Source organism: Cytophaga aurantiaca DSM 3654, from assembly GCF_000379725.1.
GTDB lineage: Bacteria > Bacteroidota > Bacteroidia > Cytophagales > Cytophagaceae > Cytophaga > Cytophaga aurantiaca.
In genome coordinates this window covers 111018-126552 of record NZ_KB903643.1, presented here as the reverse complement: position 1 = coordinate 126552, position 15535 = coordinate 111018, and the positions used below count along the sequence as shown (strand labels likewise).

Genomic DNA, 15535 nt, shown 5'->3' with positions numbered 1-15535 from the left:
GAGCCATTCCTTTACATTCTCTGCACCCAAACAGAAACACTTCCGCCTTTGCATTTGAATTCTGCCCAACCATTTTCTGCGATATGAACTTCTTCCTGAATGTTTCCTAAATAATCATAGAAGGCTTTACCTGCATGCCTGCTTCCGATCTCCATGTGTTTATAGCCATCTTCACCATTCGAAATCAATACAGCACAGCCGGTTTTATCGTCGTCCAGTTTACCTTCACGTGTCCAGCCGACACAATTTGGGTGATCAAAATAATCACGTTGGTATCCGTAAGCCATTTCTTTTCGTGCTTTTAACAAGCCTTCCAAAGGTTCACACTTAGGCATAAAAATTTCATACTCATTTCCATCTTTGCCTTTATCCTTATAAGATGAACCATATAAGTCTGGATAAAATACACAGGGATATCCTTTTTCTCTCAACAAAATTAATGCGTACGCTAGCCCCTTAAACCATGGATTTACGGGTGCTTCAAGCGCTTGCAAAGGTTGTGTATCGTGATTATCAATCAAGGTTACAGCCAGGTCCGGAATTTCCTGTACCAAACTTCCATTAAAAATAGTTGACATATTATACGCCTTTCCTTGTTCCGAAGCGGCGTATAAATTATGATGTAAGGATGCATCAAATATGGTCATGCGACCTTGAGTAACATCTATATATTTTTTCAACAAAGGCAAATCTCCAGGAGCCCAATATTCACCAACAACAAACAAATCATTTTTAAGACTACGCATGTAATCAATAAATTCAATAATAAATCTAGGTGAGATATGTTTGATTGCATCTAAGCGCATACCATTAAAACCAGTTGTTTCAAGATACCACTTACCCCAGTTTTTTATTTCATCACGCACTGCTTGATTTCTGTACTCAATATCGCAACACATCAAATAATCAAAGTTTCCTTTTTCTACATCAATCACTTCTTCCCATCCATCGCCATATTCATTCTGAATGCTATAGATTGCAGTCTCTTTATTTCCTGCATCATAATCTACACCTGAAAAACATTGTGAGGTCCAGATAAAATCTGAATACTGCTTATTTCTTCCTGGAAATGTAAACTTGGTATACGCTTCGATTTCATAACGGTCACTTATAAACTCATTTCGATTTTCGGGATTAACTTTTTTAACCCATACCTTTTCAATTTCGTCGCCACCACCTTTATGATTCAATACAATGTCTGCAATAGCAGTTATACCATGCTCTTGAAGGGTTTTAATACAATCTAAATATTCATCTTTCGTCCCAAAGCGGGTTTTAACACTACCCTTCTGATCAAACTCGCCCAAATCATATAAATCATATACATCGTAACCTCTTGAATTTTCTCCGCCAGTTCCCTTATATGCAGGTGGGAGCCATACTGCAGTAACACCAAGGTCTGCAAGCCGTGGTGCTTCATTTTTCAAATAACTCCACAAATTACCACCTTCCCAGGAATACCAGTGAAAAAATTGCATCATGATCCCGTTTAGCATATGTACTATATTTAAATGTAATAGAGAATAAAAGAAATTCGAATAAATTATATATCAATGCTAAAAGTATGCTTATATAAACTAAGCTTGTTACATCTTTCCACTAACTTTTATCATAATTATCATATTTTAAAATTTCCATTATTTAATTAAAACCTTTTTAAAAAATCATCATTAATAAATCTTAACATTATTCATTCATATACACAAAGTATCTCACAAAACAATTGACGATAATCATATTTCATTTTTCATAGAAATAATTTATATTTATTGATTCCAAATCAATTCATTCATTCATTCATTCATATTTTACTCAAGTTTTTCATCACTATATACTATGTATTATGATACATACATCAATACGTTTTGTATTTCTACTTTTAATATCCCTACTTTTAACTAGTTCTCATATATCTAAAAGTTCCAAGATTGATTTTAGAAAAATCAAACAATTAGCGTATTCAGATTCTACTAGGCTTGTAAAAATATTTCAGGACATCCATGAAAATCCTGAATTGGGTTTTATGGAATTCAGAACTTCAGCCATCGTTGCTAAAGAATTGAAGGCATTAGGATATGAAGTTATGACAGGCATTGGGAAAACAGGTGTTGTGGGCATATTAAAAAATGGTGAAGGTCCGATTGTAATGTATCGTGCAGATATGGACTGTAACGCTGTAAAAGAAACGACAGGCCTTCCTTATGCTAGCACAAAAAATGCAAAAAATGATGAAGGCATAGAAGTTCCAGTTATGCATGCCTGTGGTCATGATGCGCACACTACATGGATGCTGGGTATTGCTAAAATTATGGTTACGCTCAAAAACGAATGGAAAGGAACGCTAGTTATGGTAGCACAACCTGCAGAAGAACCAGGTGGTGGCGCTAATGCTATGGCAGCAGAAATGTATAAAAAAGGTGTCCCTGAACCAGATTATTTACTCGGTATGCATACAGCCCCTTTACCTGTTGGCTATTACTTAAATTCTCCAGGCTATCGAATGGCTGGTGCTGATCAATTAGATGTTACCTTCCATGGTGTAGGTGGACATGGTTCAACTCCACAAGGAGCGATTGACCCTATAGTTATGGCTGCAAATGCAATTTTACAATATCAAACAATTATAAGCCGCAACATCGATCCCCAGGCAGCGGCGGTACTTACAGTTGGTGCAGTACAAGCTGGTACTGACAACAATGTAATTCCTGCTTCAGCTACATTAAAATTAAACTTACGTTGGTTTAATGAAACTGATAGAAAACTCATGCTTGATGGCATAAATCAAATCAATACTGGTATTGCTGTTGCAAATAATCTACCAAAAGAATTATATCCAACAATAAAAATGAAGCAATTGGTTATCCCTTTAAAGAATGACACCTTTATGGTTGATAAAATAAATATCGCTCTTAAAGATATGGCAGGACCAGGAAAAAACATATTGGGAATGCCTCCAGTAATGGGCTCTGAAGATTTTCAACATTTAGTTATTCCTGCAAAAAAACAAGTATATGATTATTTTTTAGTGGGCATAGCGAATCCAACTGATGTAGCTAATGCTAACAAAGCTGGTAAAATGTTTCCTTACTACAATCATAATGGAGATTTTAAAGTTGACTTAACAGCAATACCATACTGCACATATTTAGGCGCAGGTGCATTGCTTGAGATGTTTCAAAAATAATACATCCACTTTATTCCTAGAGTACTTTGGTTATTAAAGAAGGAGTCACTACACTTTACTGAAATAAAATGTAGTGACTCCTTCTTTTAATATGATATAAAGCACATCGCTAAAACGATGTGAAATAATTTGGCCAATAGAATGTCTAGTAGCGCCCCTTACGCTCGCCGTTCTCCCACTTCCAGGCAGTAGCAATAATATCTTCAATGCTGGTATATTTTGCCTTCCAGCCTAGCTCTGCTAAGGCCTTCGCAGGATTTCCTACAAGGAAAGATGGATCACCTTCTCTGCGATCTCCGTAGATAACAGGAACCGGTTTGCCTGTAACACGTTCGGCAGCATCGATCATTTCTTTCACCGAATATCCGATGCCTGTACCGAGGTTGCAAATAACAGGACCTTTACCACTCGATAAATAGGCAAACGCTTTGATGTGTGCATCTGCTAAATCTTCAACGTGAATGTAATCCCGCACACACGTACCGTCCGGCGTTTCGTAATCTGTACCAAATACCGTGATCGCAGCACGCTCACCTTTTACCGCTTTTAGTATCAACGGAATCAAGTGCGGTTCCGGATCGTGATCTTCACCGATCAAACCATCTGCAGAACAACCGGAAGCATTGAAGTAACGCAGGAATGCATAATTGATCCCATAGGCATGATGGTAATCTTTTATCACACGCTCCAGCATCCATTTACTGGCGCCATACGGATTGATCGGATCCTGCGGATGCGATTCATCAATGGGAATGTATTTCGGTGCACCATAGGATGCACAGGTAGATGAGAATATAATGTTTTTACAACCTGCTTCACGCATCGCATCCAATAATGCAATCGAAGATGTTAAATTGTTCGAATAATATTTTGCAGGATCGGTCACCGACTCTCCAACATAGGCATAGGCAGCAAAGTGCATGACCGCATCTACTTTATATGTTTTCAGAATGTCCGCAACCAAAGATTTATTTGCGATATCTCCTTCGATAAACCGGACTTCTTTATTAAGAATGGATTCTTTATGTCCGTAAACCAAATTATCTAAGACAATTACTTCGTAATTCAAATTGGCAAGTGCTCTTACAGCATGCGAACCAATATAACCAGCCCCGCCAGTAACTAAAATTGTTGACATATAATGAATATAAATACTAAACTAAACTAGTTCAAATCTGGCGTAGAACCAAACAATATGGACCCGATCAGCAATTATTTTATAAAATTATTTTTTTGTTACTATTTTGATTGAACTGTTACTACCTTTAACATAGAAAACACGTCTAATAAAATCCTGAATCATATGGATGTTGAGGTATTACGAAATTATTGCATCAGTAAAAAAGCAGTGGAGGAAAGTTTTCCGTTTGATGATACGACACTCGTTTTTAAAGTTGGAGGTAAGATATTTTTACTGCTTTCGTTAACCGGTTCTCCGGTACAATTCAATGTTAAAAGTGATCCGGAAAAAGCGGTTGAACTGAGAGAAAGATACTCCTGCGTAGTACCGGGATATCACATGAGCAAAAAGCATTGGAATACAATTATATGCGATGGAAGTGTACGGGAATCTCTTATCAAAGAATGGATCGATGATTCATACAACTTAGTGTATAATGCTTTACCTAAAAAAACAAAAGCTGAAATTTCTGAGATAGAATAAATCGGCTTCTTCATTGTTTTCGTATATCTTTTATAACTATAATTTTTAACAATTAACAAACCGTATAGATGAGGGTCATTGATAAAGAAAAACCGGTATTAGTAACAGGTGCAACAGGGTATGTAGCGGGCTGGATCGTAAAAAAATTACTGAACGAAGGGCTAACCGTGCATGCTACCGTAAGGGATCCACACAATACAGATAAATTAAAATACCTTCAGAACATTGCTGCACAAGCACCCGGCACATTAAAATTCTTCAAGGCGGATCTGTTAGAAGCGGGATCATTTGATGAAGCGATGAAAGACTGTGAATTGGTGTTTCATACAGCTTCTCCGTTTATCAATAAAGTAAAAGACCCACAGCGCGATTTAGTAGATCCAGCCTTAATAGGAACGAAGAATGTATTGGATGCTGTAAACAGAACAGCTTCTGTACAACGTGTGGTATTAACCAGCAGCAGTGTAGCCATCATAGGCGATGCCATAGATTGCGAATCGTTTCCAAATGGACTGGCAACAGAAGCCTATTGGAATACGACTTCAAGCGTAACGCATCAACCGTATAATTATTCTAAAGTTGTCGCAGAACGTGCGGCCTGGGAGATCAATAAAAAACAGGATCGATGGGATCTGGTAACGATCAATCCATCTTTGGTGATCGGTCCGGGTTTGAATGCGTTTGCAACATCCGAAAGTTTCAACATTGTACGGCAGATCGGTGATGGCAGTATGAAATTCGGTATTCCGGAATTTTATATTGGTGTAGTAGATGTCCGCGATGTGGCAGAAGTACATTTCAAAGCAGGCTTTACTCCGCAGGCAAAAGGCCGTTACATTACATCTGCAGAAAATACAGGCTTGCTTCCGTTAGCAAACATCTTAAAGAAAAAATACGGTACGGCATATCCTTTTCCAAGCCGTTATTTACCAAAGCCACTTGTATGGTTGCTGGCACCGCTGGCAGGATTTAAGCGTAAGATGATCAGTCGGAATGTTGGTCATGAATGGAAAGTAGATAACAGCAAAAGTATACAGGAACTTGGTGTGCATTACAGACCGATTGAAGAATCCATTACAGAGATGTTTCAGCAGTTGGCGGATAATGGAATTGTGTAAATATGACATCGGCTAATTTTATAAAATACTGGAATACAATTTATCCCGATTCATATCCAATAGATTATGAATTAAAAACCTATTTTAAAGATAGGTGGTTTCGCATTCATTATTTACCAGACTCAAAAAGATATGCCGAAAATAAAGCGGAGTATGAATGTATATTAAACAGACAAAACACATTAATTACAGACTTATTTCATACGGATGATTTTATTATTACCCTAGGATTATTTAAATCTGATCTATCAGCACAAGTGAACGATGATTATTCTTATTTTAATTTAAATGATTTTATAAAAGTAGATACCTTAGCATTACATCAAATCAGACCGTTAGAATATAGCGATTACACAATGTATTATGAAGTATGTATAAAAAACGAAATCTGGAAATCTGGAAATTTTAATGAATTACTAATAAAAATTGCAGATGGCGAAACAAGGGCAATGTTCATAAATACAATAAGAAATATTATTGTTGTTCCATACGATGGAGGAATGGACATAATATTACCGGATACTAAAACCCGTGATCTGTATAAAACCAAATACAAAGATTGGCTTTCAAATCATCCAGATGGTTTATGATTTTTAATATGAACGAACAATAAACTTGTTTAAAATCATGAAAAAAATTATCACTTTAATTTTAATAGCACTCCTTTGCAGCTGTTCCAAACAACATGTTGAAGAAAATGCACTGATTGATACGATAACTACGTTACCAGAAAATGATTTGAACGACACAATAGATAATGATATTGATGGTTGGCTGCAAGATGATTCGTTGCTATTGACGTGGTCTGATGATTTAATTAAGGTTACTACGGATGTTGATTTCAATTTCAGTTCTGAAAAAACAACTGAAGCAAATAGGTTCGTAGCCGGACAAATAGATACAATTGAACGTTTAAGTTTCAAAGAATCAAACATAACAATTTATCGCACACCTGATAAAAACATTTTAATCAGTTCAGATATTCGTAATGCTGAAATTTCTCTTTCCAAAGGAATTAAAGTGGGAATTTCCAGAGATGAATTATTAAAAACATTGAATGCACAATCAAGTAGAGATACGTTAACCGTTACAGATTTTGAAGGCAATACGGATGTTATGTTGATCCTTAAAAATAATATTCTATCACGAATAGTATATAACGGCTATGTTGATTAGAACTATAATAACTGTCAAAACTCTTTATAAAATTCTTCTTGGCTATTGTTGGTGTTTCTGCCTGAGCACATGTGACGTTAGAGGAAGCGCATTTGCGCAGATCACCAACAATCTAGGCAGACAATACTGAGAGCAGTTGGTTGTTGGTGATCCGCGTTATTCTCTACTCATTAAAATAACTTAGTTCTTGCGGAAACACCAACAACAGCGATAGGGTAGTTTTTGATTTGAAATCATCGAAAATAAAAGACTTGCTAGATAGCAGATCGTCAAAACTCTTTATAAAATTCCTCTACCCGACCTAACGCTTCTAAACAAATATATTTATTCATCATAGCCATTTCACGGTACGATAATTTCGACGCACTAAACATTGTAAACACTCTGAAAAAATCGATCCAGGGATGTGCTGAAAAGTATTCATAACTTTTTTCAAAATGCTTGAGCGCTTCTTCATAATTCCCTTGCTTCAATTCGCGTAAACCTTTACGATGATGAATGGGTACGAAGTAACGCAAACCATACGCAAGCACTAAGTATATCATTCCCGCCCACAATGCTGATTCATCCGAACCGGAATAGTCAAAACCTATATATAGCAAAAATAGAAAAGCTGCTTGCAATGCTAGTGCAAAAAAGTTTATAGAGCTTATATTGGGTTGTTGTGTATTCATTGGAATCAATTATTTTAAAACCTCCAAGGATTTATTTCTATTAAACTATTTGGCTTTATTTTGAAAATCCTTGGAGGTTTAGGGGATTATTATTTAAGAACAGTAAAATCCCAGCTTTTATCTTTGTCGTAATGAATGCCTCCACGATAAACAGTTAATGGCGAAGGGATATTGTTGTGATACAAGCTGCCTGTACCCAAGCCTTGCGGCATATAAATTGAATATGTAGAAGTAAACTGACAGATCGCATTCAGACCAATGTTGGATTCAAGCGCTGATGTCATCCACCATTCAATACCTCTGTACTCCGCAGCTTTGATCCATTCATCCGTTTCTCTGAAACCTCCCAATAAGGTTGGTTTCAGAATAATAAACGGCGGATCAATTTCCTCCAGCAGATTTTCTTTTTCTTCCAACGTATGAATACCAATCAATTCTTCATCCAATGCAATATCAATACCGGAGTCTTTACAGAGTTGACGCATCAACTCGATCTGCTTGGTTTTGATGGGCTGCTCGATGGAATGAAGACCGTATGCAGAAAGCGCTTCCAGCCTTTGCCATACATTCTCTTCGGTAAATGCACCGTTCGCATCTACGCGTAATACTACTTTATCTTCCGGATGCTGCTCTCTTATTTTTTCAAGCACCCAACATTCTTTTTCAAAATCAATGGCGCCAACTTTCAGCTTAATACAGGAAAACCCGGATTCAATTTTCTGCAATGCCTGCGTCAGCATGTGTTCAGGTTCATTCATCCACACCAGACCATTGATTGCAATCGGTGATTCAAAATTATAAAAACTGCTTTCGAAAATCTCCTGTTTGCTCCCATTTAAAAAATCAGCCTGTAAGGTTTCCAATCCCATTACAATAGAAGGAAAGCCGATCAATCCCAATTCAGGTACCAATGAATCAATGAACCCTAACGTATTCCAGGCATGTATAGAACGTGTGTTGGCATGCGCACATACAGCATCCAGCTTGGCTTCAAAATCCGGACGGTCATCTATACTCAAACCTTTTAATGGCCCGCATTCTCCGTAAAATTCTTTTCCACCTTCAGAACCGATCAGGATCCACGTATCTTTGTGCGTCAATACACCTCTTGAAGTTCCTGCCTGAAATGTAAAATCCAACCGATGTTTTTTCCAGCGAATATTCATACACCTGTTCTACGATTAATTAAACATCCAGACTCGTTTGATTCGGGAACAGCAACACATCATCAAAGGTGAAATTCAATTTTACAACATCTCCATCCTGTATGGATATGTCCGTTGTAAAAGCTTTCAGCTGCAATTTATTTGGTAAGCGCAAAAATAATTTATATTGATCTCCGTGAAATTCTTTGCGGATCACAACTGCTTTTGTCAAACCTCTTCCTTTTGTGATTACTTCTATATCGTGTGAACGGATACCGGCAACAAAATTATTACCCAATTCCTTTTCACAGGGCTTATATCCTTTCAACTTCAAATCTTCTAATTTAGAAAAACGGAAGAAATTAATATCCGAGAATAATGCGGCAACATACGGCGATACCGGCTGATCGTAAATTTCTTCAACTGTACCAAGCTGCACCCGTTCGCCATTGCGCATCACCAATATGGTATCTGCCAATGCAAGCGCATCATCTGTTTGGTGTGTAACAAAGATCAGACTTGTTTTATTTTTCTTCACTTCCTTCATCATATGCATACGTATATGATCCGCAAGCAATACATCCAGATTACTGAATGGTTCATCCATCAGCATCACCTGAGGGTTCGCTGCAAAGCAGGTAGCAATGGCAGCGCGCTGTTGCTGTCCGCCCGACAATTGATACGATTTACGATCTAGCAAATTCTGTATGTGAAACGTTTTTGCCAAAACTGCAATTTTCTGTTGCTGTTCTTCCGGTGTAAAATAGCGCAACGGATATTCCAGATTTTCTTTCAACGACTGATTTTTTTTCAAGCCGTAATCCTGCAGCACAATACGAATGTGTTCGTGACCTGCCACTAAATTATGAGAAGGCCCCAGTACCAGCGATTCATTTAGAGAGATCTCTCCTGCACTTGGATCAAATAAACCAGCCAGCAATTTTAACAAGGTTGTTTTGCCACTGCCGCTCTCTCCTACGATGGCCAATTTCGAACCTTTGGGAAGATCAAAAGATATGTCGTGCACGGCATCAAAAGTAGCTTCCTGATAACGCATGCTTAAATTTTTCACTGATAACATCTTGTAAATGTAGTTGAAAAAAACGAAAGGCAAAAAGCTTAACGCCGAAAGCCAAAAGCTCTAAGCTTGTCGCTTTAGTCACCTTTTTATTGGAAAGTGTATAAACCTTCATAAAATACAGAACTTTAAACTTTGAACTTTTTTTCTTACCTTTCAATTACTTCTTTTTATCACTATGGGTACTATACGGATAGGTGGCGCAGCGGTCAATCAAACCCCGATCGACTGGGATAACAATGTTAAGAATATCTTACAGGCAATACAGGACGCTAAAAATGCGAACGTAGAAATTTTATGTTTGCCTGAATTATGTATTACGGGCTACGGATGTGAAGATCTATTTTTAACGGATTGGGTCTGCGAAACTGCTTTACATTATTGTTTTAAAATTGCTGAAGAATGCAGCGATATTATTGTCTCCATCGGCTTACCCGTTCGACTTAATGGCAATACCTACAACTGCGCCTGTCTGATCGAAGATGGCGAAGTAAAAGGATTTACTGCAAAACAATTCCTGGCTAATGAAGGCGTCCACTACGAAACACGGTGGTTTACCGCCTGGATGCGCAATCACATTACTACCTTCAAATACAATGACACACCCTATCCATTAGGTGATGTGCTCTACAATGTCAAAGGTGCGCGCATCGGATTTGAGATCTGTGAAGATGCCTGGCGTGTAGATCGTGTAGGTATTCGCAATTACGAAAAAGGAGCTACTCTAATATTAAATCCAAGTGCAAGTCATTTTGCATTTGGTAAATCAAGCATCCGTTACGATCTGGTTATCGGTGGTTCGGAACGCTTCAATTGTACCTACATCTACTCAAATCTATTGGGCAATGAGGCAGGCCGAATGATATACGATGGTGAAGTACTGATCGCACACAGAGGAAAACTTGTGCAGCGCAACGATCGTCTGTCTTTTAAAGATGTCAATCTTATCTATGTCGATATCGACATAGATTCGGACATCGCACCTGAAGTTGATCTCACGCACGACGATCTGCAAAAAGAATTTGAATTCTGGGAAGCTACGTCGTTGGGACTTTTTGACTACATGCGTAAAAGTCACAGCAAAGGTTTTGTACTCTCTTTAAGCGGCGGTGCAGATTCTGCAGCCTGCGCCATTATGGTTGCAGAGATGATCCGCAAAGGATTAAAAGAATTAGGGGCGGAATATTTCCTTGAAAAATCAGGAATGCAAAAATCCTTTGATATACCTGCACTGACTTCTTTATCTTTTGAGGAACAAGCTAAAAAGATCACTTCTGTTTTTCTTACAACAGCCTATCAATCCACCGTTAACTCCGGTGATGAAACACTTACATCGGCCAAAGTGCTGGCGGAGTCAATCGGTGCTACGTTTTACAATTGGAGCGTAAACGAAGAAATAGAAAATTACAAATCAACGATTGAACATATCATCGGAAGAAAGCTCGCCTGGGAAACAGACGATCTTGCCTTACAAAATATTCAGGCAAGAGGCCGTGCACCGATCATCTGGCTGCTGACAAATATAAAACAGGCGTTACTGATTACAACATCCAACAGAAGTGAAGGCGATGTGGGCTATGCAACAATGGATGGTGATACGGCAGGCGGCATTGCACCGATTGCCGGAGTTGACAAAGATTTCATTCGCAGCTGGCTGCGCTGGGCAGAAAAAAACAGAAATCATACGGGCTTGGCTCTTGTAAATAGCCTTGCTCCTACGGCCGAGCTCCGACCTTCGGATTATGTGCAAACCGATGAACGTGATCTGATGCCATATAGCGTACTTGCACGCATAGAGCGTAAAGCAATTAAAGAGCGTCGGTCGCCGGTACAGGTGTATACCGAATTAATTAAAGATTCGACACACACACACAACGAATATAAATATTGGGTAAAGAAATTTTACAAACTCTGGGCAATAAACCAATGGAAACGTGAACGCATAGCGCCGTCTCTCCATATGGATGACTTCAATGTGGATCCACGTTCGTGGTGCCGTTTTCCGATTCTGAGCGGAGGTTTTAAAAGAGAATTAGAACTGTTGGATAAATTAGATTGAGCCTAGATAGAAGACTCAATCTAATTCTCTTTAAAGTTCTTCATCTTCATTGTTGGTCTTAGGCTTTGGTCTGGGAATAATAATGTCTCCAGGCATTGCTTCAATCATTCGTTCAATAGTAGAAATACTGTTATTCTTTCTAAAAATTGAGTAATCATTTTTTGTAATCTGTTCCATAAAAATAGCTGTTGTTGATATATGTAAAGCAACAACTTCTCTTCGTAATTTTTTTTCCATTCTGCATTCAAAAATTACAATCAGGTAATACACTGATATTAAAATGCTTAAATCATATAATTTGAGCACTTCTTACAAGCCTTCCTGTACCATTTTTTTAAAAATTCAATCTAAAAAACTCAAACTGGCCACAATCGCAATTTTCAAAAGCGTGATCAATTCTAAAATAATTGGACTAAATTTGTAGCCACTTGAACAACTCGTTTAGAATGTCAACTATCGGACAAAACATTACATCTGCAAAAACAATATTACAACAGGCTAAGATTGTGGCCATTCCTACAGAAACGGTATACGGACTTGCAGGAAATGCGTTGGATGTAATTGCCGTTGCACAAATTTTTTCTGTAAAAAAAAGACCGAGTTTTGATCCCTTGATCGTTCATACGCATTCCATTGAAGCATTAAAAAACTTTGTAACAGAAATACCGAAGCAGGCTTTGCAATTGGCACAAGCGTTCTGGCCCGGTCCGCTCACATTACTTCTGCCTAAAAAAAATAACATTCCCGATCTTGTTACCAGTGGCCTGGATCGGGTTGCTGTCCGCATTCCCAATCACCCCTTAACACTCGAGTTATTGCAATCACTGGACTTTCCACTGGCAGCGCCAAGTGCAAATCCATTCGGTTACATCTCTCCTACTACTGCGCAGCATGTAGCAGATCAATTGGGTAATGAGGTGGAATATATTTTAGATGGAGGCGCGTGTACAATCGGTGTTGAATCAACGATTGTGGGCTGGGAAAATAATATTCCAACAGTTATGCGTGTAGGAGGTTTATCGATCGAAGAAATTGAACGCGTGATCGGACCTGTAAACATTCAGGCTGTAAGCAGCTCCAATCCTGCTGCTCCAGGAATGTTAAAAAGTCATTATGCACCACGCATCCCGATGATAGAAGGCAACATCGAAGAATTGATTACTCAGCATGCGTCAAAAAAAATTGCCGTACTGTCTTTTCAAAAAGCCTATCCATCCGTTTACAAAAACTATATCTTATCTGCCAAAGGCGATACAACCGAAGCTGCACAGCATTTATTTGCAGCCATGCGTGAATTGGATACCTGTGGTGCAGAAGTTATCCTAACGGAATATGTACCCGCAACAGGTTTAGGTCTTGCGATTAATGATAGACTGAAACGTGCCTGCGCGTAGAGGCGCAATTCATTGCGTCTTTATAATTCATTGCGTAATAGTAGACGCAATAAATTGCGTCTCTACGACGAGAAAATTAGCCCAATTAGAATTCCTGTCAATGCAACCGTAGATAAAATCCCTCCGCTCAGATACAACCAATAAATTACTTTTTCTATACCTGTTGAATCCGAACGAAGTCCTCGTTTGCCAGTAAGTGCAGCCAGGAACATTCCTACAACCATCAATTCTGTAGAAACAATCAACGACCATCCTACAGCGCATTCATATTTTCCAAGCGCTATGTACTGCCATATACAACCAAAAACCATCAACATAATACCGGCCATGCTGCCTCCTGAATGCACCACACGCCAGGCAACTTCACGTTCAGGTATAGATTTAATTGCCTTTGCAAAAGCAAAACCTCCTACAACACTTACAAAAAGTGTAAGAACTCCATTCAAAATAAGATAATGTACCATAGCTATTCTTTCTAAAAAATCAAGATCCCTCAAACCTATTGAATTAATATTGAAGATAAAACAATTGACGTACAAATAATTATCCGCTCACTCATCCAATTAAATACTGTTTAATCTTGCAAAACAGCCATTTATTAATCCCGAATGGAAATCGTGTTATCCTGTTTAATCCTGCAATCGTGTCGGTTTTTTTCGTACTTTGTAACCAATTACAACTACAATAAAATTATGCTGAATTATATTATCTGGAATGTTGCTCCCTATGTGGCTGAAATAGGAAATTTCGAATTGCATTGGTATAGTCTCTTGTTTGCAGCAGGGTTCTTTTTTGGATATAAAATTCTTACTTCCATATATAAATCAGAAGGTCGGCCTGAATCCGAAGTTGAAAAACTAGCCATCTACATGTTTCTGGCAACCTTAATTGGTGCACGTTTGGGACATTGTTTGTTTTACGATTGGGCTTATTTTCAAAATCATATTTTAGAAATATTCCTGCCGGTTGAATTTGATCCTGAGTTTAAATTCACAGGCTTCAGAGGTCTAGCGAGCCATGGTGCTGCATTCGGTATCATCTTCGCTGTTTGGTTGTACTCCAGAAAATACAAAGACCAACGTTTCTTATATGTATTGGACCGCATCGTAATTGTAGTTGCCTTAGCCGGTGCGTGTATACGTATGGGAAACTTAATGAACTCTGAAATTATCGGTAAGCCTGCCGCATCTGCTACGTCGTTTGTATTTGTACATCCAACACAGGAACGTCTGCAAGAAGTATTCGGAGAAAAAACCATTAAAGACGTTCGATTTACTTCATTGGGAAAAGACTCTGTAAATTTTGGATTTCCTGTTACAGAATTAAAAATGACCTTAACTACGAAGCGCATTGATTCGGTTGATGCCTTTGTGAACACAGCAGTTTGGAATGCGATCTACAATGCACCGGGCTATCCGGAACACATTGCATTACCTTTGAATAAAAACCTAGTATTAGGCAGCAGAAACGTTGGGAAAAACCAAGAGATTGATGTATTGGTATATGGTATTCCGCGTTACCCGGCACAGTTGTTTGAAGCAATTTCTTCTTTGCTATTATTCGGATTGCTGTATGCCTTATATAAAAAATATGGCAAAGACACGCCGGAAGGTTTATTGTTCGGCTTGTTCGTAATAGTTTTATTTTCATTGCGTTTCGTGTACGAAAACTTCAAAGAAAATCAATCTCAATTTGAAGAAGGCATGCAATGGAACATGGGACAACTCTTAAGCATCCCATTAATACTTGCAGGTGTGCTTGTATTGATCAGAGCATATCGTTTAAAAAATCAGGCGAAATAAATGAGTGATAAAAAGATCTTCACAGGAATTATAAAACAGGTGTTTATTATACCTGTGAAGATCTATCAATATAGTATCTCACCATTACTACCGGGAGCTTGCCGTTACACTCCTACCTGTTCCGAATACACGGTGCAGGCAATTGAAAAATACGGTCCACTTAAAGGAATCTGGCTGGGAACAAAACGCATCTGCAGCTGTAATCCCTGGGGTGGCAGCGGGTATGATCCGGTACCTTAATA

16 protein-coding genes are annotated in these 15535 nt (G+C 38.3%); 9 read left to right on the top strand and 7 right to left on the bottom strand.

The window, feature by feature from the left end:
• Nucleotides 1–11: 11 nt before the first annotated feature.
• The gene (locus tag A3EE_RS0111855; protein WP_026209744.1) at nucleotides 12–1496 is read right to left on the bottom strand and encodes an alpha-amylase; all 1485 of its coding nucleotides are present in this window, start codon (nucleotides 1494–1496) and stop codon (nucleotides 12–14) included.
• A 347-nt stretch (nucleotides 1497–1843) separates the two neighbouring features.
• Between A3EE_RS0111855 and A3EE_RS0111850 the strand changes: the two genes are divergently transcribed.
• Nucleotides 1844–3184: an amidohydrolase gene (locus A3EE_RS0111850; RefSeq protein ID WP_026209743.1), complete on the top strand. Its 1341-nt coding sequence runs from the start codon at nucleotides 1844–1846 to the stop codon at nucleotides 3182–3184.
• A 145-nt stretch (nucleotides 3185–3329) separates the two neighbouring features.
• On the opposite strand, the gene galE is transcribed toward A3EE_RS0111850, so the two are convergent.
• The gene (gene galE, locus A3EE_RS0111845; protein WP_018343663.1) at nucleotides 3330–4322 is read right to left on the bottom strand and encodes a UDP-glucose 4-epimerase GalE; all 993 of its coding nucleotides are present in this window, start codon (nucleotides 4320–4322) and stop codon (nucleotides 3330–3332) included.
• 165 nt (nucleotides 4323–4487) lie between these two features.
• Between galE and A3EE_RS0111840 the strand changes: the two genes are divergently transcribed.
• The 4 genes from A3EE_RS0111840 (at nucleotide 4488) to A3EE_RS0111825 (ending at nucleotide 7141) form a co-directional block, all read left to right on the top strand.
• Complete coding sequence (locus A3EE_RS0111840; protein WP_018343662.1) at nucleotides 4488–4847, top strand: MmcQ/YjbR family DNA-binding protein; 360 nt, start codon at nucleotides 4488–4490, stop codon at nucleotides 4845–4847.
• 68 nt (nucleotides 4848–4915) lie between these two features.
• Nucleotides 4916–5965 (top strand): NAD-dependent epimerase/dehydratase family protein, encoded by a 1050-nt coding sequence (locus A3EE_RS0111835; protein WP_018343661.1) that lies wholly within the window; start codon nucleotides 4916–4918, stop codon nucleotides 5963–5965.
• Between the two features lie 2 nt (nucleotides 5966–5967).
• On the top strand, nucleotides 5968–6555 hold the full coding sequence (locus A3EE_RS0111830; RefSeq protein ID WP_018343660.1) for a DUF3885 domain-containing protein: 588 nt from the start codon (nucleotides 5968–5970) through the stop codon (nucleotides 6553–6555).
• A gap of 37 nt (nucleotides 6556–6592) precedes the next feature.
• Nucleotides 6593–7141 carry a hypothetical protein gene (locus tag A3EE_RS0111825; RefSeq protein ID WP_018343659.1) on the top strand — a complete coding sequence of 183 codons (549 nt, stop codon included), beginning with the start codon at nucleotides 6593–6595 and terminating at the stop codon, nucleotides 7139–7141.
• A 269-nt stretch (nucleotides 7142–7410) separates the two neighbouring features.
• Here the strand turns inward: A3EE_RS0111825 and A3EE_RS0111820 are convergent, their stop codons facing one another.
• The 3 genes from A3EE_RS0111820 to A3EE_RS0111810 form a co-directional block, all read right to left on the bottom strand.
• Nucleotides 7411–7815: a tetratricopeptide repeat protein gene (locus A3EE_RS0111820; protein ID WP_018343658.1), complete on the bottom strand. Its 405-nt coding sequence runs from the start codon at nucleotides 7813–7815 to the stop codon at nucleotides 7411–7413.
• A gap of 89 nt (nucleotides 7816–7904) precedes the next feature.
• A complete protein-coding gene (locus A3EE_RS0111815) occupies nucleotides 7905–8981 on the bottom strand; it encodes an o-succinylbenzoate synthase (RefSeq protein WP_018343657.1) in 1077 nt (358 codons plus the stop codon).
• 19 nt (nucleotides 8982–9000) lie between these two features.
• The gene (locus tag A3EE_RS0111810; RefSeq protein WP_018343656.1) at nucleotides 9001–10041 is read right to left on the bottom strand and encodes an ABC transporter ATP-binding protein; all 1041 of its coding nucleotides are present in this window, start codon (nucleotides 10039–10041) and stop codon (nucleotides 9001–9003) included.
• Nucleotides 10042–10216: 175 nt separating this feature from the next.
• Here A3EE_RS0111810 and nadE point away from each other — a divergent pair, with 175 nt between their 5' ends.
• Complete coding sequence (gene nadE, locus A3EE_RS0111805; RefSeq protein WP_018343655.1) at nucleotides 10217–12097, top strand: NAD(+) synthase; 1881 nt, start codon at nucleotides 10217–10219, stop codon at nucleotides 12095–12097.
• Between the two features lie 30 nt (nucleotides 12098–12127).
• On the opposite strand, the gene A3EE_RS0111800 is transcribed toward nadE, so the two are convergent.
• Complete coding sequence (locus A3EE_RS0111800) at nucleotides 12128–12334, bottom strand: hypothetical protein (protein ID WP_018343654.1); 207 nt, start codon at nucleotides 12332–12334, stop codon at nucleotides 12128–12130.
• A 209-nt stretch (nucleotides 12335–12543) separates the two neighbouring features.
• Between A3EE_RS0111800 and A3EE_RS0111795 the strand changes: the two genes are divergently transcribed.
• Nucleotides 12544–13491, top strand: coding sequence for an L-threonylcarbamoyladenylate synthase (locus A3EE_RS0111795; protein ID WP_018343653.1), 948 nt, complete (start codon nucleotides 12544–12546; stop codon nucleotides 13489–13491).
• 62 nt (nucleotides 13492–13553) lie between these two features.
• Here A3EE_RS0111795 and A3EE_RS0111790 read toward each other — a convergent pair whose 3' ends face one another.
• Entirely contained in the window at nucleotides 13554–13955 is a 402-nt protein-coding gene (locus A3EE_RS0111790; protein WP_018343652.1) for a styrene oxide isomerase, read from the bottom strand.
• A 228-nt stretch (nucleotides 13956–14183) separates the two neighbouring features.
• On the opposite strand from A3EE_RS0111790, the gene A3EE_RS0111785 reads away from it, so the two are divergent.
• On the top strand, nucleotides 14184–15293 hold the full coding sequence (locus A3EE_RS0111785; RefSeq protein ID WP_018343651.1) for a prolipoprotein diacylglyceryl transferase: 1110 nt from the start codon (nucleotides 14184–14186) through the stop codon (nucleotides 15291–15293).
• Nucleotides 15294–15533, top strand: a complete 240-nt coding sequence (gene yidD / locus A3EE_RS0111780; protein WP_018343650.1) for a membrane protein insertion efficiency factor YidD — start codon at nucleotides 15294–15296, stop codon at nucleotides 15531–15533. It abuts the gene before it with no gap.
• Nucleotides 15534–15535 lie beyond the last annotated feature (2 nt).